The sequence below is a fragment of the Vreelandella arcis genome (genome assembly GCF_900103865.1).
GTDB lineage: Bacteria > Pseudomonadota > Gammaproteobacteria > Pseudomonadales > Halomonadaceae > Vreelandella > Vreelandella arcis.
Window position 1 is genome coordinate 161,286 of the sequence record NZ_FNII01000004.1, and the last position, 18,876, is coordinate 180,161.

Annotated in this window: 19 protein-coding genes; 12 read left to right on the forward strand and 7 right to left on the reverse strand. The window is 54.8% G+C overall.

Annotated features, from left to right (window positions below; all coding sequences use genetic code 11):
- Nucleotides 1-46 precede the first annotated feature (46 nt).
- The 5 genes from BLR97_RS05985 (at nt 47) to BLR97_RS19550 (ending at nt 3,259) form a co-directional block, all read left to right on the forward strand.
- The gene (locus BLR97_RS05985) at nt 47-1,210 is read left to right on the forward strand and encodes a glycosyltransferase family 4 protein (RefSeq protein ID WP_089703905.1); all 1,164 of its coding nucleotides are present in this window, start codon (nt 47-49) and stop codon (nt 1,208-1,210) included.
- Entirely contained in the window at nt 1,173-1,712 is a 540-nt protein-coding gene (locus tag BLR97_RS05990; RefSeq protein ID WP_089703503.1) for a phosphatase PAP2 family protein, read from the forward strand. The genes BLR97_RS05985 and BLR97_RS05990 overlap by 38 nt, the downstream gene beginning before the upstream one ends.
- 612 nt (nt 1,713-2,324) lie before the next feature.
- Entirely contained in the window at nt 2,325-2,456 is a 132-nt protein-coding gene (locus BLR97_RS05995; protein WP_089703505.1) for an entericidin A/B family lipoprotein, read from the forward strand.
- A 7-nt stretch (nt 2,457-2,463) separates the two neighbouring features.
- Nucleotides 2,464-3,012: a YqiA/YcfP family alpha/beta fold hydrolase gene (locus tag BLR97_RS06000; RefSeq protein ID WP_089703507.1), complete on the forward strand. Its 549-nt coding sequence runs from the start codon at nt 2,464-2,466 to the stop codon at nt 3,010-3,012.
- Between the two features lie 70 nt (nt 3,013-3,082).
- On the forward strand, nt 3,083-3,259 hold the full coding sequence (locus BLR97_RS19550) for a DUF6435 family protein (protein ID WP_139172905.1): 177 nt from the start codon (nt 3,083-3,085) through the stop codon (nt 3,257-3,259).
- A 24-nt stretch (nt 3,260-3,283) separates the two neighbouring features.
- Here the strand turns inward: BLR97_RS19550 and ntrC are convergent, their stop codons facing one another.
- The 4 genes from ntrC to glnA all read right to left on the reverse strand — a co-directional run bounded on the left by ntrC (nt 3,284) and on the right by glnA (nt 7,957).
- Nucleotides 3,284-4,711 carry a nitrogen regulation protein NR(I) gene (ntrC, locus tag BLR97_RS06005; RefSeq protein WP_089703509.1) on the reverse strand — a complete coding sequence of 476 codons (1,428 nt, stop codon included), beginning with the start codon at nt 4,709-4,711 and terminating at the stop codon, nt 3,284-3,286.
- On the reverse strand, nt 4,704-5,750 hold the full coding sequence (glnL, locus tag BLR97_RS06010; protein WP_089703909.1) for a nitrogen regulation protein NR(II): 1,047 nt from the start codon (nt 5,748-5,750) through the stop codon (nt 4,704-4,706). Before glnL ends, ntrC begins: the two co-directional genes overlap by 8 nt.
- A 207-nt stretch (nt 5,751-5,957) precedes the next feature.
- Nucleotides 5,958-6,482 carry a DUF4124 domain-containing protein gene (locus tag BLR97_RS06015; protein WP_089703511.1) on the reverse strand — a complete coding sequence of 175 codons (525 nt, stop codon included), beginning with the start codon at nt 6,480-6,482 and terminating at the stop codon, nt 5,958-5,960.
- Nucleotides 6,483-6,550: 68 nt separating this feature from the next.
- The gene (glnA, locus tag BLR97_RS06020; protein ID WP_089703513.1) at nt 6,551-7,957 is read right to left on the reverse strand and encodes a glutamate--ammonia ligase; all 1,407 of its coding nucleotides are present in this window, start codon (nt 7,955-7,957) and stop codon (nt 6,551-6,553) included.
- A gap of 542 nt (nt 7,958-8,499) precedes the next feature.
- Here glnA and BLR97_RS06025 point away from each other — a divergent pair.
- A complete protein-coding gene (locus BLR97_RS06025) occupies nt 8,500-9,075 on the forward strand; it encodes a glycosyltransferase family protein (RefSeq protein WP_089703515.1) in 576 nt (191 codons plus the stop codon).
- Here BLR97_RS06025 and BLR97_RS06030 read toward each other — a convergent pair.
- Entirely contained in the window at nt 9,072-10,106 is a 1,035-nt protein-coding gene (locus BLR97_RS06030) for an acyltransferase family protein (RefSeq protein WP_089703517.1), read from the reverse strand. The two genes, BLR97_RS06025 and BLR97_RS06030, sit on opposite strands and share 4 nt — an antisense overlap.
- Before the next feature lie 117 nt (nt 10,107-10,223).
- Between BLR97_RS06030 and BLR97_RS06035 the strand changes: the two genes are divergently transcribed.
- Together BLR97_RS06035 and BLR97_RS06040 are read left to right on the forward strand one after the other, a co-directional pair.
- Nucleotides 10,224-11,156 carry an alpha/beta hydrolase gene (locus BLR97_RS06035; protein WP_089703519.1) on the forward strand — a complete coding sequence of 311 codons (933 nt, stop codon included), beginning with the start codon at nt 10,224-10,226 and terminating at the stop codon, nt 11,154-11,156.
- 60 nt (nt 11,157-11,216) lie between these two features.
- Nucleotides 11,217-11,519: a hypothetical protein gene (locus BLR97_RS06040; RefSeq protein WP_089703521.1), complete on the forward strand. Its 303-nt coding sequence runs from the start codon at nt 11,217-11,219 to the stop codon at nt 11,517-11,519.
- Between the two features lie 312 nt (nt 11,520-11,831).
- Here the strand turns inward: BLR97_RS06040 and BLR97_RS06045 are convergent, their stop codons facing one another.
- Nucleotides 11,832-14,798, reverse strand: a complete 2,967-nt coding sequence (locus tag BLR97_RS06045) for a KAP family NTPase (protein ID WP_089703523.1) — start codon at nt 14,796-14,798, stop codon at nt 11,832-11,834.
- Nucleotides 14,799-15,110: 312 nt separating this feature from the next.
- On the opposite strand from BLR97_RS06045, the gene BLR97_RS19705 reads away from it, so the two are divergent.
- From BLR97_RS19705 to BLR97_RS06060, 4 genes are read left to right on the forward strand one after another with little or no spacing between them, the layout of a single operon-like run.
- On the forward strand, nt 15,111-15,260 hold the full coding sequence (locus BLR97_RS19705) for a hypothetical protein (protein ID WP_170832988.1): 150 nt from the start codon (nt 15,111-15,113) through the stop codon (nt 15,258-15,260).
- Entirely contained in the window at nt 15,257-15,991 is a 735-nt protein-coding gene (locus BLR97_RS06050) for a metal ABC transporter ATP-binding protein (protein ID WP_089703525.1), read from the forward strand. The genes BLR97_RS19705 and BLR97_RS06050 overlap by 4 nt, the downstream gene beginning before the upstream one ends.
- Nucleotides 15,975-16,862, forward strand: a complete 888-nt coding sequence (locus BLR97_RS06055) for a metal ABC transporter permease (protein ID WP_089703527.1) — start codon at nt 15,975-15,977, stop codon at nt 16,860-16,862. The genes BLR97_RS06050 and BLR97_RS06055 overlap by 17 nt, the downstream gene beginning before the upstream one ends.
- A 39-nt stretch (nt 16,863-16,901) precedes the next feature.
- Entirely contained in the window at nt 16,902-17,951 is a 1,050-nt protein-coding gene (locus BLR97_RS06060; protein ID WP_089703530.1) for a metal ABC transporter solute-binding protein, Zn/Mn family, read from the forward strand.
- A 40-nt stretch (nt 17,952-17,991) separates the two neighbouring features.
- Here the strand turns inward: BLR97_RS06060 and BLR97_RS06065 are convergent, their stop codons facing one another.
- Nucleotides 17,992-18,867 carry a LysR family transcriptional regulator gene (locus tag BLR97_RS06065; RefSeq protein WP_089703532.1) on the reverse strand — a complete coding sequence of 292 codons (876 nt, stop codon included), beginning with the start codon at nt 18,865-18,867 and terminating at the stop codon, nt 17,992-17,994.
- Nucleotides 18,868-18,876: the final 9 nt, after the last annotated feature.

Here is an 18,876-nt window from a genome sequence, read left to right on the forward strand (position 1 = left end):
GCCCGCGACCTAGACTGCCTTTAAATGGATAACGGGACGAATGGACATGCGGCTTTGCATCGTCAGCGAAACATGGGCACCGGAAATCAACGGCGTTGCCCACACCTTGAGCCGACTCGGCAGTGAGCTTGCGCATTACGATGTGGAGATCGATGTCATTCGGCCGAAACCCGCTTGTGCGGCCAAGGCTCCCCTGGCGCGTACTGAGTTGCAGGTTCCACGTTGCTCGATACCCGGCTACCGTGAAGTTCAGGTGGGTTTTTGCCGCCCCGCCACCTTGCGCAAATTCTGGAAAGAAAACCGCCCCGATGTGATCTACCTCGCGACCCAGGGCCCACTCGGCTGGTCAGCACGTCAGGCAGCCCGGCGGCTGGGCATTCCACTTGTTGCTGGCTGGCACACCAATTTCGACCATTACTGCACCGATTACGGCGTACCTTGGCTCGCCTCAGCGACACGCCGCTATTTGCGCTATTTTCACAATGGCTGCTCGCTCACCTTAGTGCCCACGCACCTGCAAGCCACCCAGCTCCGCCAGCAAGGCATCCACGACGTCCAGGTAATGTCACGGGGTATTGACGGCGATCGTTTCTCTCCCGCGCACCGCGACTCGGCATTGCGGCAATCCTGGGGAGTTAACGACCACCAACCGGTAGCGCTTTATGTGGGGCGATTAGCTGCGGAAAAAAACCTCGCGCTACTGCAAGAAACCTACCACGCCATGCGTACCGTTCGCCCCGACATGGCGCACGTCATCGTCGGCGATGGCCCAGAACGAGCGCAACTTGCCAGCGCAATGCCCGAGGCCCACTTTACCGGGTTTATCGACCAAGAATCATTGGCCCGCCACTACGCGAGTGCCGATCTATTTATCTTCCCCTCGCTGTCCGAAACCTGGGGTAATGTGGTTAATGAAGCCATGGCCAGCGGTTTAGCGGTGGTGGCCTATCGCCACGCGGCCAGCGCCGAATTGATCGAAAACGGCTACAACGGCGTAACGGTGCCGATCGACCAACCGGATGCCTTTTGCCAAGCCGCCGTCACGCTGTGCCAACACCCAGCGGACTATGCCAAGTACAGCCGACTGGCTCGCCTGAGAGCGCTGGAGCAGAGTTGGTCGGGTATTGGCCAGCAGTTCCTTCGTTATCTTCAACAAGCCCAGGAGGCTTATCATGCGACCTCGCCCCCTTGTCGTATTCGATCGTCTTGATTTGCTGGAATGGCAGTTTTGTCAGCGCGTCGCACGGCTATCGTTGTTTCGCCCATGGCGGGTAATGCTGCAGACCGCCAGCACGCTGGGTGACTGGCCGGCTTGGGTCTTGCTGATCATTGCCCAGCCGTGGTTACAGCCAAACGGCTCTTGGTACATTATGCAGTACAGCCTAATCGCCTGCCTGGCGATCGGCGTTTATCGTTTTATCAAAACCCGCCTGTGCCGCGAGCGCCCCTTTATAACCTATCGCAACGGCATCCAATGTAACGCCCCCGTCCGGGATCGCTATAGCTTTCCTAGCGGGCACACCATGCACGCGGTAATGTTCAGCATACTGGTGGCCGCGCATACCCCATGGCTTCTGCCCGTGGTATTGCCCCTGGCACTGCTCATTGCGATATCGCGGGTGGGCTTGGGCTTGCACTATGTGAGCGATGTTATCGCCGGGGCCATCATGGGCGCTGGATTTGCGCTGTTGAGTTTATATCTGATGGGTTAAAACGGCGTGGTGAGGGTAAGACGCAAAAAAACCACTTTGCCGAAACAAAGTGGTAATTTTGCATCGTCGCCTTTCCTTGGCGTTGATGTTTAGCGCGTCCTTGCGCTAAATCGGAAAGTGCCGATTCCCTTGAAGACTCCATTCATTATAGTGGCTTCCTGCCATCCATTTATCGAGACACTCGCCTGACGTGCTTGACTGATTTATATTGCTATAACTTACCTTCTTGAAGGGTTGAGCGATTGCGCTTAACGGCACTGCTTGACTACTTTTTGACCTAAAAACATGACTTGCCCACAAGTGATGGTGACGACAACCCTGTGGACAACTTAGATTCCCCCCTTACATTGCGCACACACCCTTAACTAAGCACGCATCGGGCCAATTCTAATTAAATACGTTATTGCTAATTAAAAACAAATACTTATAAAATATATTGCCTATATGCTGGCTATTTTCTTGGCTCATAATTCTGTGTCTCAATGGCACATGCGACAAAATAGCATGGTGATATAGGCAAACAGGTTCATACTAGCGATGTCGCTAAATGGTTAACGTTTGCTAATCTAGTTATTACCCCATGACGGGGGATTCGCCTGAAAGGAGGCTTCTATGAAACGCATGACGGCTCTTAGTATTATTTGCATTATCACCGTACTGCTCGTGAGCGGCTGCAATACCATTCGCGGTGCGGGTGAAGACATCGAGCAAGGCGGAGAAGCCATCCAACAATCAGCGAGCTAACGCCATTATGCTGACGGTCTATTTATCACACGGTTTAGAAAGCGGGCCTGGGGCGCTGAAAATGCAGGCGTTAAAAGGCATCGTCGAAAAGCTCGACGACTGCGAGCCCGTGGTGATGGATTACCGTGGCCAACCCGAGCCGCAGCAACGCCTTCAGCATCTGCTGACGACGCTGGCAGCTCGGGGCGATGACCCTGAACGCTGCGTGCTCGCCGGTTCCAGCCTGGGTGGCTGGTTAAGCGCAGCGGTCAGTTCACAGCAGCCCGTACTGGGCTGCTTTTTGTTGGCGCCCGCACTGGGGCTAGCGCATTACCCTGAAACCTCTCCCACCATTCAAGCCCGTTGCACGCACATTATTCACGGCTGGCAGGATGAGGTGATTCCCCCTGGCCCGGTCATCGAACGAGCACAACGCCAACGCTTGTCGTTACGCATGGTAGACGACGACCATCGCCTTCACGAAAGCCTGGATACCTTGCTCAGCGATTTCGAGACTTTTCTAACGCGCTGCAGCGCCTTGCTGCGAGCCAGCAACGTTGCTTGTGATCGCCGTTGAGGCGAGCGTAAAAGTTAGACAAACGCGCTCCAAAGGTGTACAAACCATATACACACAGAGGAGAGCGTCCATGTTTGGTCTTTTTAAGCGCGACCCCAAAAAGAAGCTACAGCAAGACTACGAACGTAAGCTACAAGCCGCTATGGAAGCATCACGTAATGGCGACATGCGGACTAACGCCACGCTCACGGAAGAAGCCGACGCCCTGCTGGCCGAGATAGAACGCCTCAAGAGCGAAGGCAAATAACACGGCTTGTGTTGCGCAGCCCGACTACTCGTCCGCCAGTGCGGGCAGCAACGTTTTGAGTTTACGCGTTAACGTATTGCGCCCCCACCCGAGCAGCTCGGCGGCTTCGCCTTTACGGCCACCGGTATGCTTAAGGGCGGTTTCAATTAAAATCCGCTCGAAATCCGGCACTGCTTCTTCCAACAGATGCGTATGGCCTTCCGCCAGTGCGTGGTCTGCCCAATCGCGAAACGCACTGCGCCAATCACCGTGGGTGCTGGCTTCTGACGCGCTCGACGAGCGCAATTCCAGCGGCAAGTCTTCGACCAAGACTTCGCGCCCCGAGGCCATCACGGTTAGCCAACGGCAGATGTTTTCCAACTGACGTACGTTGCCAGGCCAGGGCAACTGCGTTAAATGGGCTTCCGCCTCAGGGGTTAATACTTTGATATCGGTGGACAGCTCTTTGGCCGCTTCCGCAAGGAAATGCCGCGTCAAGCGGGGAATATCTTCACGCCGCTCAGCCAGCTTGGGCAAATGAATGCGGATGACGTTAAGGCGGTGGAACAAATCTTCCCGGAAGCGCCCGTCGTCCACCAGCGACTCAAGGTTCTGGTGGGTAGCCGCGATAATGCGCACATCAACTTTCGTTGGCATATGCCCACCCACGCGGTAAAACTCACCGTCAGCCAGCACACGCAGTAAGCGCGTTTGTGTTTCGGCGGGCATATCGCCAATCTCATCCAGAAACAGCGTGCCGCCATTGGCTTGCTCAAAACGCCCTTGGCGCTGCGACGTCGCGCCGGTAAACGCGCCTTTTTCGTGGCCGAACAGTTCGGATTCGATCAAATCACGCGGAATCGCCGCCATGTTCAAGGCGATGAACGGCTTGCCCTGGCGCGGGCTGTGCTGGTGTAGCGCTTCGGCAACCCGCTCTTTACCGGTGCCTGATTCGCCGTTAATCAGCACGGTAATGTGCGAGTGGGAAAGCCGCCCAATCGCCCGAAACACCTCCTGCATGGCGGGGGCTTCGCCGATAATTTCCGCATTGAGCCCTTCCGGCACCGTCACCGGACGCTGGCGTTCGCGGGCATGGGCCACCGCGCGGCGTACCAGGGCCAACGCCTCATCCACGTCAAACGGCTTGGGTAAATACTCAAAGGCGCCGCCTTGATAGGAGGCCACCGCACTGTCTAAATCGGAGTGCGCGGTCATCACGATCACCGGCAAATCGGGGTGCGCCTCGCGTATCCGGGCCATTAAATCCAGGCCATCGATCCCCGGCATGCGAATATCGGTGACCAGCACATCCGGCGGGCTTTCCAGCAAGCGGTCAAGCACCGTGTCGGCACGTTCGATGCATTCAACGTCGAGATCGGGTTGCGCCAGTGCACGTTCAAGCACCCAGCGAATCGCACGGTCATCGTCAACAATGACAACCCGCGCAACATCATTACGGCCAGACTCAGTCATGACGCTTCTCCAACGGAATCAATAGACGAAATTCGGTGTGTCCTGGGCGTGAGTCGCATTCGATCAATCCTTGATGTTGGTGCAAAATCGATTGGGCAATGGACAGGCCGAGCCCGCTACCTTCAGCGCGGCCCGACACCATTGGGTAAAACAGGGTTTCTTGCAGCGTATTGGGAATACCCGGGCCGTTATCGATAACGTCCACTTCGCTAACCAGACGGTGCCGCTCGGCCCCCAAGGTAAATTGACGCCGCGCACGGGTGCGCAACACGAGCGTCGCATGCGGTGTCTGGGCATCGTTCATCGCCTGCACCGCATTGCGTGCCACGTTCAACACCGCTTGGATCATTTGCGATTCATCGCCGGATAACTCCGGCAGGCTGGGGTCGTAATCGCGCTGGATATCCACGTTGGGGTGCTCGGCGATCAACAATGAGCGCACGCGCTCGAGTACTTTATGAATGTTGACCGGCTCGTGCTTGACGATGTAGTTGGGCCCCAGCATCGAATCCACCATATCGCGCAGCCGGTCGACCTCTTCGACGATGATGTGGGTGTATTCACGCAGCGCCGGGTTATCCAAATCGCGCTCGAGCAGCTGCGCTGCGCCACGAATACCGCCCAACGGATTTTTCACTTCGTGGGCCAGCCCCCGGGCCAGTACTTTGATGGTTTCTTGGCGGGTGGTCAGCGCTTCTTCGCGGGAGATTTGCATCAGCCGGTCACGGGGCTCAATTTCCAGCAATAGCTCCGTAGCGGAAAGCGGTGTGACCGTGTAATCCACGGTGAGCGGGACGCTATTCAGCGGGGTAATGCGAGCCTCGCGTTGGGTAAAGGGATGAAACGCATCACGGGCTTTGGCCAGTACGCCGTCAATGCTTTCATCGCCGCCTAACATGGTATTCAGGCCGATGCCCTGCACGCGGCTCAGGCTGACGGCCAACAACGCCTCAGCGGCGGGGTTCATCCAGCGCACGTTGAGTTGGCCATCCAGCAGAAGCACCGCCGTGGTGAGATGTTCTAGTAATCGCTGGTGCATCGTGGTGTCTTGCAAAGTCGCCTCGTCCATTACCGTGAATTCAGCCTGCCGCTGGGAAGATGTAGAGGGAACTGCAAAAAGCGCGCCAAATATGCCACTACGCTGATAAGCACGGCATTTGCACCGTATGGCGATGCAAGATGGACTGTTTTAGCGCACAGCCGCTCCCTCGTCGATTGCTCTATGCACCATAATGGCGCATAGGTGCTAATCGTTCACCACGATCGTCACAGGCGTGGTGCGATGCTGTCGCCGCCCCTGGCTATCCAATAACACTGCCTGGAGTTGATGCCGCCCAGCGGGCAAATTCGACAGCCAGAAAACATCACTGTGCAGCGCCGATTGGCTAAGCTCGCCATTAACGCGTAGCTGCACCCGATGGTCATCGCGCAAGCGAGGCACGATACGCAGCTCCACTGGCGTGGCGGCCCCCACTTCAGCACCCGCGCTGGGCGAGTGAATCTGAAAGCGGTCGTAGGGCATAAAGGGCTGGCCCGGCGAGGCCGACGCTGGGCGGGTGGGCGTACTGGCCCGCTGGTCGGGTAACCCAGGTAGCGGCGCCAGCTTCAGCGCTTCGCCGCCGTCACGGGGGTTATCGGTGAAAGTCACATTGCCGTTGTCGTCAACCACCCGATAGACCGTTGAAGCGTTGGCTCCGACCGCCACCGCACTGACTAGCAAACCGAGCCCTAAGCCCCGCCATATTCGCCGCGTTAGCCCCTTACACAACATGCTCTCCCCCTAAACTAAAAAACCCCGCCGTAGCGGGGTTTGAGCTTATCATCACCGCAACGGTGTGATTAGCAGCTGTAGTACATATCAAACTCGACGGGGTGCGTGGTCATGCGGATACGCTCCACGTCTTCCATCTTGAGTTCGATATAAGCATCAATCATATCGTCGGTGAACACGCCACCTTCGGTCAAGAAAGCGCGGTCAGCATCGAGGGCTTCCAAGGCTTGATCCAGGCTGCTCGCAACGGTCGGTACCGACTTGCCTTCTTCCGGCGGCAGGTCGTACAGGTTCTTGTCCATGGCATCGCCAGGGTGGATCTTGTTCTTGATACCGTCGATACCCGCCATCAGCATTGCCGCAAAGCACAGGTACGGGTTGGCGGTCGGATCGGGGAAGCGAAGCTCGACGCGCTTGCCTTTAGGGCTGGCGGTATACGGAATACGAATGGAAGCGGAACGGTTGCGGGCGCTGTAGGCCAGCATGACCGGCGCTTCAAAACCCGGTACCAGACGCTTGTACGAGTTGGTCGAGGCGTTGGTAAAGGCGTTCAGCGCACGAGCGTGCTTGATGATACCGCCGATGTAGTACAGCGCCATTTCTGACAGGCCCGCGTACTCGTCACCCGCGAACTGGTTGTTACCGTCTTTCCAGAACGACTGGTGAACGTGCATGCCCGAGCCGTTATCGCCTACCAGCGGCTTCGGCATGAAAGTCGCCGTTTTACCGTACGCGTGTGCCACGTTGTGGATCACGTACTTCATTTCCTGCACTTCGTCAGCTTTCTTCACCAGCGTATTAAATTTAACGCCAATTTCGTTCTGGCCGGCGTTGGATACTTCGTGGTGGTGAACTTCTACCGACTGGCCGATGGCTTCCAAGGTGTTACACATGGCACCGCGGATATCGTGGAAGCTGTCGACCGGCGGAACCGGGAAGTAGCCGCCTTTCACGCGCGGACGGTGGCCTAAGTTGCCGCCTTCGACCTGGCTGTCTGTGGCCCATGCACCTTCTTCAGAGGTGATTTTGTACATGGCACCTTGGATATCGGCTTTCCAGTGCACTTCGTCAAAGATGAAGAACTCAGGCTCTGGACCGAAGAAGGCCGTGTCGCCAAGACCGGTTGACTGCAGGTAAGACTCAGCACGCTTAGCGATGGAGCGCGGATCACGATCATAACCCTGCATGGTCGCCGGCTCGATGATGTCACAACGCAGAACCAGGGTAGCGTCTTCAGTGAACGGGTCGAGGTAGGCAGAGCCGTCTTCCGGACGCAGAATCATGTCGGATTCGTTGATGCCTTTCCAGCCGTTGATGGATGAACCATCGAACATCTGGCCGTTTTCGAAAAATTCCTCGTCCACATCGCGAGCAGGCACGGTGACGTGCTGCTCTTTACCGCGGGTGTCGGTAAAACGTAGGTCTACCCATTTAACATCATGCTCTTCGATTAGCGCGAGAGTCTTGGCTGACATAGTGTCCTCCGGTATGAGCGTGGCTTAAAGCTAATGACAGTAAGCTACCGATAAATGTTGTTCGACATAACGCGTGCATCATGGCACGCCTGCCTTGCTTATTCACTCAACGTTTGTTCGTTGCAATTAACAGAACGCCTAGCGATAACGAAACCGGCTAATGTTGTAGCACGCCTTAAGGCGTTTTGCCTATGACCGGCTAGCCGCTGTTAATAACAATGCAGGTTGCGTGCCATTTCTGCACCAATATGGCCTTAAAAAATCGCAAATATTTGTTTTTTATCAGTTTTAAAATTCGCCGCTGTGCTTCCTCATGTGGCATAAAGCGATAAATCTGACGCCACACGCGCCGCACAGCCTGAAAATGCACCAGCATGGAACAAAGACAAGCCAATTTGCACAAAAACGGTGCATAGACAGGACTGCCTATAAACAACATGCTTAATTAGCTTGCGCAACAAGCAATAGATACTATATTAAACTTTTCAACACAATAAGTTACAATAGACAATAACCGAACACATTTGGCCGGAGGGTCACCCATGAAGTCGGTCTGTTTTATTGTTGATGCCTACGTAACGGGTGCCCAACTGCCTCGCCACCTCCACGCCATTTACCACGCCTCGACGGATCATCCCGCTTGTACGCTACGGGTCACCAGCCTGGAGAAAGACAACCGCTTAGCGCTTATAGTGCAGCGTTTCGATGCACTCTGCATTCCTCAACCTGCCCTGGCATTAGGCGCGCGACTAAACCATGCCGCCGCTGCCAGCCAAGCCGAATGGTTGATTTTTGCGCTACACGCCACGTCCTTACCGGTGCCCTTATGGCAAGCGCTATTCCCGCTGCTGGATAGCTATGCGGTGGATGCCGTAGCGCTCGGGTCGAGCGAACCCACCCTGCCAACGCGCTTACTGCAACGCTTTTTATCCTCGGCACTACACACACCACCTTATATAGCGGTGCGACGTACCTGGCTGGAGCGTCTGGGCGGCTTCGACCCCGAGCTCGACCAAGCCGCGCTACACGACTTCTTGCAGCGTTTGCACGCCTGCCCCACCCGCATCCACACCTTCAATCCTGAAGACACAACCGCTATACCGGGACACATTGCCTAACGGAGAGCCACGTGCAGCTGTTTCCCAAACATCATGGCGCCGACTCTAGACATGTTCACCACGTTGCTTAATAGGATACAGCCCACCATGCTCACCACCGCAAGAATCAGGGCATACAACGAGATGGGCAGCGCTAAAGGTGCAATCAGTAAATCGGTAACAATGAAAAACATCGGGTGCGCCAAATAAATATTGAACGAATACACATTGATTTGGCGCACCCAATTTGGCGCGACATAGCCTTTAAGTTGCCGTGTCGCGCAAAGCGTGAAGAGTACAAAGAACGGGATCACCCACACCTCTTTTGAGGTGAACTCTGGTAAACCTGCCAGCGTTGCCAAACAAATCCCCACCATAAAAACACCCAGGCAGGCCGGGTGGGCCAGGTATTTCATCCATTTCGGTCGCTGCGCTTTAACGCCTTGCGGTGCCAGGGGATAGTAACGCACCAGCACTAACGCCAGAAAAAACAGATACAGCCAGCCAAGTGGGGCTATCCATAACAGATAACCGGGCGGATCCACCCCCAGCCAATAGGCCGTTCCCCAGTAGCTCATGCTGATCAAACAGGCCAGCCAAAACCAAGGCACCGGGTTGAGCCGCCAAAGGCGCCAGCGGGTAAACAACCAATAGCCCACGTAAAACTGCATGGCGATAATCAGGAAGTAACCGTGCCAGCCTGCATAAACAAAATAATGGAGCGCATTGGCCCAGAAATTGACCGGCTCGCCCTCCGCCCACGCCGTCACCCACTGTGCGGTTGAATAGATAAATCCATAGACGAAATACGGCAGCATGACGTACTTCACGCGCTGAGCAAGAAACCCCTCGGGTACCGCTTTATCGTAACGAACGGCAAACACAAACACCGCGATAAACAAGAAAATCGGCGTCCCCAGCACCAGCGGAATGCGCATAAAATCGGTGACCAGATTGTCTACATAGTTATTCACTCGATCCAATAAGTGGAATAAAAAAACGGCGATGCAGCCGTACGCTCTCAACCAAAAGATCTCTTCCACTTTCTGCATTAGGATTCCCGTCCGAATCGATTGCGCTACGCTTAGAGCATGAGCGCGCTGAACATCCTTTGCCGTGCGCTGTCCGACCGCACCAATAGACGATAATTCCCAGCAGACGAGGTGCTAATGATGAAACGCCCCCTCTGGCGGCTTGGGGCTATCAGCCTACTCGGTTTATTCGCAGGCGTATTGACTACCTGCACAACGGCCCTCGCCAGCAGTGTGGAACGCCACCATTTTGACGCGCCCACCTTGGGCCAGGCCTATCCTTACACGGTATATTTGCCGGATGGCTACGATGACGATAGCGACACGGTCTACCCCGTGGTTTATCTGTTACATGGCTCGTTCGGCAACGAGCGCGATTGGCTCGCCAAGGGTAATTTGCAGCAAACCGCCGACCGGCTGATTAGCGCGGGGCATATTCCGCCGAGCGTATTTATCATGCCCGGCAGCCACAGTTGGTGGGTGGACGGCCATAACCAACCAGCCCGTAGTGCCTTTTTCAATGACCTTATGCCGCATGTTGAAGAACACTATCGCGTTGGCACCGAGCGCTCGATGCGCGGCGTTGGGGGACTCTCCGCCGGCGGCTTTGGCGCACTGAATTTTGCGCTCGAACGCCCCGACCTTTTCGCGGCGGTGGCCGCCCTCAGCCCCGCTAGCTACGCGCCCTACCCGCCCAGCAACTCTTCGGCTAACCGCCACCCGTCATTCCTTAACGACCAGGGCGAGTTTGACCGCCAGCTTTGGGAGCAGTTGAACTACACCGCGCACCTTGAAGATTACCGCCTCAAAGTGACGCCACGCCCCACGGTAGAACGCAGCGAGGTGCCGCCTGTGCCGCTGTATATTAGCGCGGGTCGACGAGATGAATTCGACGCCGAGTTTCACGCCCGCCAACTGCGTCAGGCCATGGAGCGAATTCAACCCCACGCGGTCAATCTAGACCTTTACCCAGGCGGCCACACCTGGCGTGTTTGGCGCGCCAGTTTGCCCGCCGCGCTCACCTTCATGTTTCAATACGTGGAGCCACCTAAACCAGCTGAAAACGTCTAATACGCCACAGCAATAACCGCTTAAACGGATCAACCAAGCAGCGAAAACAAGGAATTTACTATGCATCGACACATCGAATGGGACGCCCCGGGCAGCGCCAGCGTGATTCAACATTACGCCCAAGACCCCAACCTCGACCCCACCCCGAACACCGGCGATATTCTCTCTGCGCGGTATAAAGGCTGCGTGGTGCGTATCGACGTACGTAGCTACCGCGATGACGACGCCGTTAGCATTGGCGATGTGGTCGCCATCATCGACTCACACGGCAACCGCCTCGACAGCCACGACAAACTGCAGATAGGCGACACCGTCCGCCTACCCGACGATAAGCGCGCCATGGAGCCTAGTTCTGAGGAATAGGGTTGTTTAATACGAAAGAGTTCCACTGAACCGACACGCAGTGGATTTTGAATCCGTTGCGTGTCTAGGCTGCCTGGGCGGCAGCAAGCACTTTATACCCATACTATACGTATAGTATGGGCTTCTAATCTGCATGGTAGGCAACCCACGTCAACATCCAGCTGTCTAATCAACACACTAGCGCGTCAATTTACGCAGAATGCCCTGAGCTGCCCCGTCTCTGGGGAAATCAACCATAATATGAACGCTCAAACATCAACTTAATCTTGGGGATGATTTTTGCTAAAACGAAACTCTCGACAAGTAATCGGCCTAAACATCTAACTCCGAAATCTCTTTGGACAATCCGTCAAGTACATCGAAGACTCCTTTTAGGTCTTCGCTGTAAGAAGCAGTATAATTATATGTGGCTACATTTCTATCTTCAGCCTGCTGGGCCAACTGACGAATGAGCTCCTTGTGCCGATTCCAATAAACCCCCATTTCCTTAGAATCAAGCCCTCCTGAAAGTCCGGCTTTTGTCGCAACGCAACCCTCATCACTTCCGTTTAAAAAGAATGAATTATTCAAATTAGACAGACAATAATCGAGGAAGTGAAAGACATTATCCTCGTTAATTGAAGGGTTGAAGCACACGCCAAACACATAATCATTCATCAACTTTGCTACTCCATTGCCATCGGCATCCCCATGCTCGTCATAATACCCACAGCCTACACCTGACCCGTGCGGCCGAAACGAATTGCTAAGTTGGTAAATCACAAAAGTCTTGATGCTAGTGCGGGCCCGGGAGAAACGCTCCTCAAGAGAATTGTCATTTTGCGGGAATTGATTACTGTTTTTTAAATCCGACTGGCTAAGTAAAGATTTATCTGCGCCGAGCAACGCATCATCTGTAATAGATCCTGCTTCTTCAAAAAAGTTATGCTCCGGATCAATATAGGCTCGCTTGAATAGCGCGAATACTTCCTGAGACAGTTTTCTCATTCCCATCAATGCGAGATCACTGACCAAACCAGTTGTTTTTGCATTTTTATCCGTATGGATGATGAGAGCTGATTGCAGGTTGTGCAGTTGCCCTTGACGATCTGCTGAGCACTGGAGCCTGAACAACATGAGATCGTTCCAGCCCAGGGCTCCGCGATCAGCACTAGCAAGGCGTTGAATCAAGCCTTTGCCCTGATAGGAACGTTCGCCGAAGACCCGCCATGCGATCTCTTCGATATTCTCCGGTGTATTTGCAGGACGACGACCTAGTTCCCCCCCCCAACCAGCACGATCTAATAGTAATAGCAGGGAATATATCGACCTTTGTCGCAAGCCTTGATCATAGTTCGTGATTGAAGAATAGCAAGGTAGGTAGTCGATGAGAGTGTCGATAGCACCTTCGGCGACAGCTTGAGTAAAGCTATTAGACTGGTTGACGAGCACTCTCCAGAATTGGTCATGCGCATGCTCCCCTCGCTCCAATCGAAACTCAGGCGATCTCAAGACTGAAGCGATTGAAATCCCCTTTCGAACTTGCTCCACAGCCTTCTGGTACAAGACGAAGGTTTCCTGTGGCTCTGGGGTAGCAAAGCGGACGATTAGTTTAAGATAATCTTCAAGGTTCCTAAATGAGTCCTGATTAAAGCAGGCACGCGATGCCCAAACAGCCTCATCTACAGTACTTGAATCACCAAGCTGCAAAGTATCGACGTCGAAAAGCTGCTTCAAAAGAAACTTCGCGGTGTCTGGTTGCGCCTCTACCAACGTGGAAAGCTCTGGCGAGTTCTTGAACCTTCTTTCACCCCACTCGTGATACACCGAGAAGGAACCAATACGCCCTTGCGTCTCCTCAGCGTAGATACGCCTGAATAGCCCAGGATAGTGCAGGTGTAAAAGTATTAGGTTGATGAGGTCGCGCTTATTGAAATCCGTCCGGCCTAGTTCACTTTTCTCAATCTGCATGAGTAGCATGGCATTGACGAAGCGCTTTACCTTGCGCATATCACCCACTAGTGGCAAGTACTTCGCCGCAAACTCACCGTCAAGAATATCTGCCAACTCGTTGAGTACTGTACCAAGTTTCACCATCGTGTCGGGAGGTATCGAGCCGAGGTGGTTTTCTGCTTGTTGCCAATCCCTTCGAAGGAAATCTCGAATGCTCGAACTATCGACAAATAAGCTCAACTTTACTGTCACAAACTTCTCGAGGAATTCTCGTGCTCTTAAACCTTCTTCCTGGCCTCCGGCAAGAACCTCAGTGTCGTAGCTTAAAACATAGGTAGCTTGCGAGAGCTTGAAAGTCTGGCGCGTTGCGAACAAGACATTGTTCGTAGTCTTGGCATCCAAACGATCAAGGTCATCTATAACAATAATCACGCGTCGACCAATGCGTTTAAGAACTTCGTTGATGTCATCTAGCAGTTCATCAACAGTCTCTTGTGAAGGTTGCAGGGAAAGTTTGAAGCCCAGGAATGAAACATCGGCCTTTCCCTTTATCAACCGGGAGTACCGTGATGCCGCCGGTCGAAACTCTGGAGCAAAGGCTTTACGTTGAATCGAACCAGATAAGTCACGAATCAAGCGATCAGCAAGGTCTGGCTCTGATGCGTAACGAAGTGGCTCAAACCGACAAACAATTACTCTATCTTCTGCTTCCGCCCAGTAACGCTCAGCTAGGTTAATAAAGCTCGTCTTGCCAACACCCCATGGCCCTTCAACTCCAAAGATAAGACCTGGGTGTGCACCACTTTCGAGAACAGCATCGGCGAACGACTTGGCCTGCGACTCATTCTCAAGCAGATCCTCGCTCTTATCTTTAACTTCCTCATCTGCAATGAAGTGCTGCTGTGGAATCGTTCTTTTAGGTCTCGGCCAATAATACCGAACCAGTGGAGACAACAACATAATGCATAACAGGAGCACGATCGCTGGAGCCCAATAGGGATCCGCATTCTGCAGTGCTGCGTGCGGCTTGGCTAGCCAGGGGGAGGCTAACTCATTTGCCCAAATGCCAACGCCCATTGCAGCCAGCAGGTCGAGGCGACGACTGTGGCCCATTCGAGCAGCGACGGCAAATGCACCGCGTTTGTAAATGTAGATCAGACATATCAGCAGTACGACTAATACCCCACCAGTTTTCACCCAAGAAGCTACTTCATACAATGCCGGAGTGAAGTTAGAGCCGAGGTAGAATGCGGCCCGCCAAACCTCTGCAATTATGAAGCCAATGACAAGCGGCTTAGCAAATACCCGTAACTCGGGCATATTCATGGCTGACTTGTTAGCTGTCATTGGTTTCTTCTCCATAATCCGGTGCGATCTACTCTCATAATTGTCAAATTTTATACACAGTTAAGACCGCTTGGTGAAAAATCATCCATGGCAGCATTCCTTATTAGTTTTCTCCATCTAATCATTCTTCATTAACAATGACCATCAGACCCCACACGCTTACCCTAAAGATGATCGCTGCGGCATATTTGAGCGTGTCACTGCGCATTCAGCGTTGCCCTAAGCTGCTGAGCGAGTAAAATACCCAGCAAATTTATTGGCCTCGCCAATTGTTATGTTATAACCTATTTGATTATTCACGAGGGCGGCTTAATGAGTGAGCATTCGCATCGCCACAACAAGGAAGGGCCTTGCCATTTTTCGCTGATGTCGCTGTCGGCGGTGAAGCGACTGCTGTCAGTCTCAGTACCGCTGTTAGTGCTGTGGTTACTGGTGGTGTGGGCCAACGGGTGGGCATTATGAGTCAGCGCTCACTATCACGCTTGCAACTTCATGACCTGCATTTGGCTCAGGGGCACCGCGCGGTGCTGGAGCATGTAGAAGGCGATTTTCAGCCGGGAGCGATCACGGCGCTAGTGGGAGCCAATGGGGCGGGTAAAAGCACGCTGATTCAAGCCATCATGGGCGAGTTGCGCCCAATCAAAGGCAAGGTGGTGTGTACCGTGCCTAGAGAGCGTCGCGCTTGGCTGCCTCAGCAATTAGCGCTCGACCTGACCTTCCCGATGAGCGTGGAGGAGCTGGTGATGACCGGTAGCTGGCCGAGCCACGGCGCGTTTAAAGGCTACTGTGCGGCGCATTATCGTAAAGGTCGCGAGATTATGGCGCGGCTGGGCATTTCGCATTTAGCCCACCGCCCGCTGGGCGAGCTTTCCGGCGGGCAGCGCCAGCGAGCGCTGATTGGCCGCACGCTGATGCAGGAAGCCGAGCTTTTACTGCTCGACGAGCCGTTTTCCAATGTGGATAGCGAGACGGTGGATATTTTGATCCGCATTTTGCGCCAAATGGCTGACGAGGGCGCCACCATCATTGTGGTGCTGCACGACATGGATCATCTGCGCCAACTGGCCGACGAAGTGCTAATGCTCAACGGTGGCCACGGCCGCTGGGTATCGCCCAGCGCGCTTACCCATCAACAGACGCCCGCCCAGGTGGTGCCATTTACCATAGGAGGGCGCCATGCTGGATCTGCTTAATACGTGGTTTATCAGCCCGTTCGAGTACGGTTTTATGCGCCGCGCGGTGGTCGGTGGGCTGGCGCTTTCGCTAGCGGCGCCCACGCTAGGGGTGTTTTTGGTGCTGCGCGGTATGAGCCTGATTGGTGATGCCATGGCGCATGCGATTTTACCCGGCGTCGCGCTGGGGTTTCTGCTGGCGGGGTTTTCGCTGCCGGTGATGAGCATTGGCGGGGTACTGTTTGGCTTAATGGTCGCGCTGCTGGCGGGGGCGGTGTCCAAAATGGGCGGCCAACGTGAAGACGCCGCCATGGCGAGCTTTTTTATTATCTCCCTGGCGGGGGGTGTCATGCTGATTTCAATTGGCGGCAGCAGCGTTGACCTTACCCACGTCCTGTTTGGCTCCATTTTGGCGATCAACTCCACCGCGCTGCTACTGATCGCGGGTATCAGCACACTGATCGTGCTTACCCTGGCGGTGGTCTTCCGCGCCTTGGTGGTGGAGTGTTTGGATCCGCTGTTTTTACGCGGCCAGAGCCGCCGCAGCGGCTGGGTGCACAGCGTATTTTTGGGGCTGTTGGTGCTTAACCTGACGGCTGGTTTTCAAACCCTGGGCACGTTGATGGCGGTGGGCTTGATGATGCTGCCCGCCACCTCGGCGCGCTTTTGGAGCAAACGCTTAGAGGGTTTGATCGGCATTGCGATTGTGCTGGCCATGGTGGCGAGCACCGGCGGCCTGCTGCTCTCGTTCCATCTGGATATTCCCTCAGGCCCGAGCATTATTCTGCTGGCCGGGTTCGGTTATCTCTTTTCGGCCCTGTTTGGTCGCTACCACAGCTTGGCGGCCAAGCTGCGGCGTAAAACAACGCCGTTGGCAGTAGAGCAAGGGTAATGAGTCTTATCGTTTATGTTTAACCGCAAGGAGTGTTATATGGCTATTGCCTCTTCGTCGCGCTGGTTAGTCGGCGTTTCCGCCCTGCTGGCGCTGCCTGCTGCCATGGCGAATGACCGCGTTCAAGTCGTCACCAGTTTTTCTATCCTGGCGGATATGGTGGAAAACGTGGGCGGTGATCATGTCGATGTGACCTCCCTGGTCGCTGCCGACGGCGATGCCCATGTCTTTTCCCCCAGCCCCGGCGATGCACGCTCACTGGCCAACGCGGATTTAGTGGTGTTCAACGGCCTGCGGTTTGAAGGCTGGATGGAGCGTTTGATTAGCGCCAGCGACTACAACGGGTCGATGGTCACCGCGACCGATGGCATCGAGCCGCTCTCTTTCGCAGCGCATGACGAGCAAGAACATGCAGCACATGACCACGCAGAGCATGGGCATGAAGAACATGATCATGATGATCATGGCCACGACGATCATGCTGATGAGCACGCGGGTCATGACCATGGCAATCAAGACCCTCATGCCTGGCAGGATATGCACCAAGCCGAGGTGTATATCGCCAATATCCGCGATGGGTTAATGGCCGCGGATGCCGATAACGCCGACGCGTACCGCGCTAATGCGGAGCAGTACTTACAGGAAATGGCCGAGGTAGACGCCGAGATTCGCTCGCTGATCGATGAGATTCCGGCCTCTACCAGCGTGATTACCGGCCACGATTCTTTTGGCTACTTCTCAAGCGCTTACGGAGTGAACTTCCTTTCTCCGGTAGGGCTTTCGACGGAAGCCGATCCTAGCGGTGCCAGCATGGCCGCGCTCGTGGATGTGATTGAGAAAGAGAACGTGAAAGCGCTGTTCCACGAGAACATGACCAACCAGTCGATCATCACCCAGCTTGCCGAAGAGACTGGCTTACCGATTGCTGGAACGCTCTACGCTGATGCACTAGCCGCGGAAGGCGAAGCAAGCACTTACTTAGGCATGATGCGCCACAATGCACAGGTGCTACACGATGCGCTAGCAGAGCCTGGTCATAAAGAGCCAAGTCATGAGGAGCATGACGACGGACACGGGCATGATCACTAAGCGGATCTAGCCACTAAGTCTCTATGATCCAAAGCGTTGCTCAGGTATTAATTGCCGTCAGCAGCCACTCCCGGAAGGACGCCATCGCGTGGGTTTCTGGGCGTGTCTGCAGGCGAGTCAACCAGTAACCTCCCAGACTGACAGTGGTGTCGAAAGGCTGTACCAGCGCGCCGCTGTTCAGTTGGCGGGGGAACATCAGCGGTGGCGCCAGCGCCACGCCTGCCCCTTGTAGGGCTGCTTCCACCATGGCGATGGAAGAGTCAAACACAATACTGTTGGTCATCGGAAAGCTGCGGGGTAGCCCTGCCGCCAATAGCCACTCTGTCCACTCATCGGCGCGATAAGAGCGCAGCCAGGTTTCACCCAATACATCAGCCGGGGTGTTAAGCCGCGCGGCGATATCAGGTATGCACATTACCGAGAGTGACGCCGGTAGTAGCGGCTGCGCCGCGGTACCGTGCCAGGCGCCCGTACCAAAACGGATAGCAAAGTCCAGCCCTTCACCAGCCAGATCCGCGCGGTTGTTATGGGTGGAAAGGCGCAAATCGACAAACGGATACTGTTGCTGAAAATCTCCCAGTCTCGGCAGCAGCCAGCCGACGGCAAACGTACCCACAACGCCGACGTGTAATATTTCCCGATAGCTGCTCTCGCCCACCCGTTCGAGTGTGTGGGATATTTGATCGAAGGAACTCTTCAATACCGGCAGCAGCAACTCACCCTCCTCAGTAAGCATTAGCCCCCTAGGCAAACGCTTGAACAGCGGTACCTTCAACTGCGTTTCGAGCAGCTTAACCTGGTGGCTAACCGCCGCCTGGGTCACGTGTAACTCTTCTGATGCCCGGGTAAAACTTAAATGCCTGGCCGACACTTCAAAGGCGCGCAGCGCCTTCAACGGCAGGTAGGGATGCACCACGCTGACCCC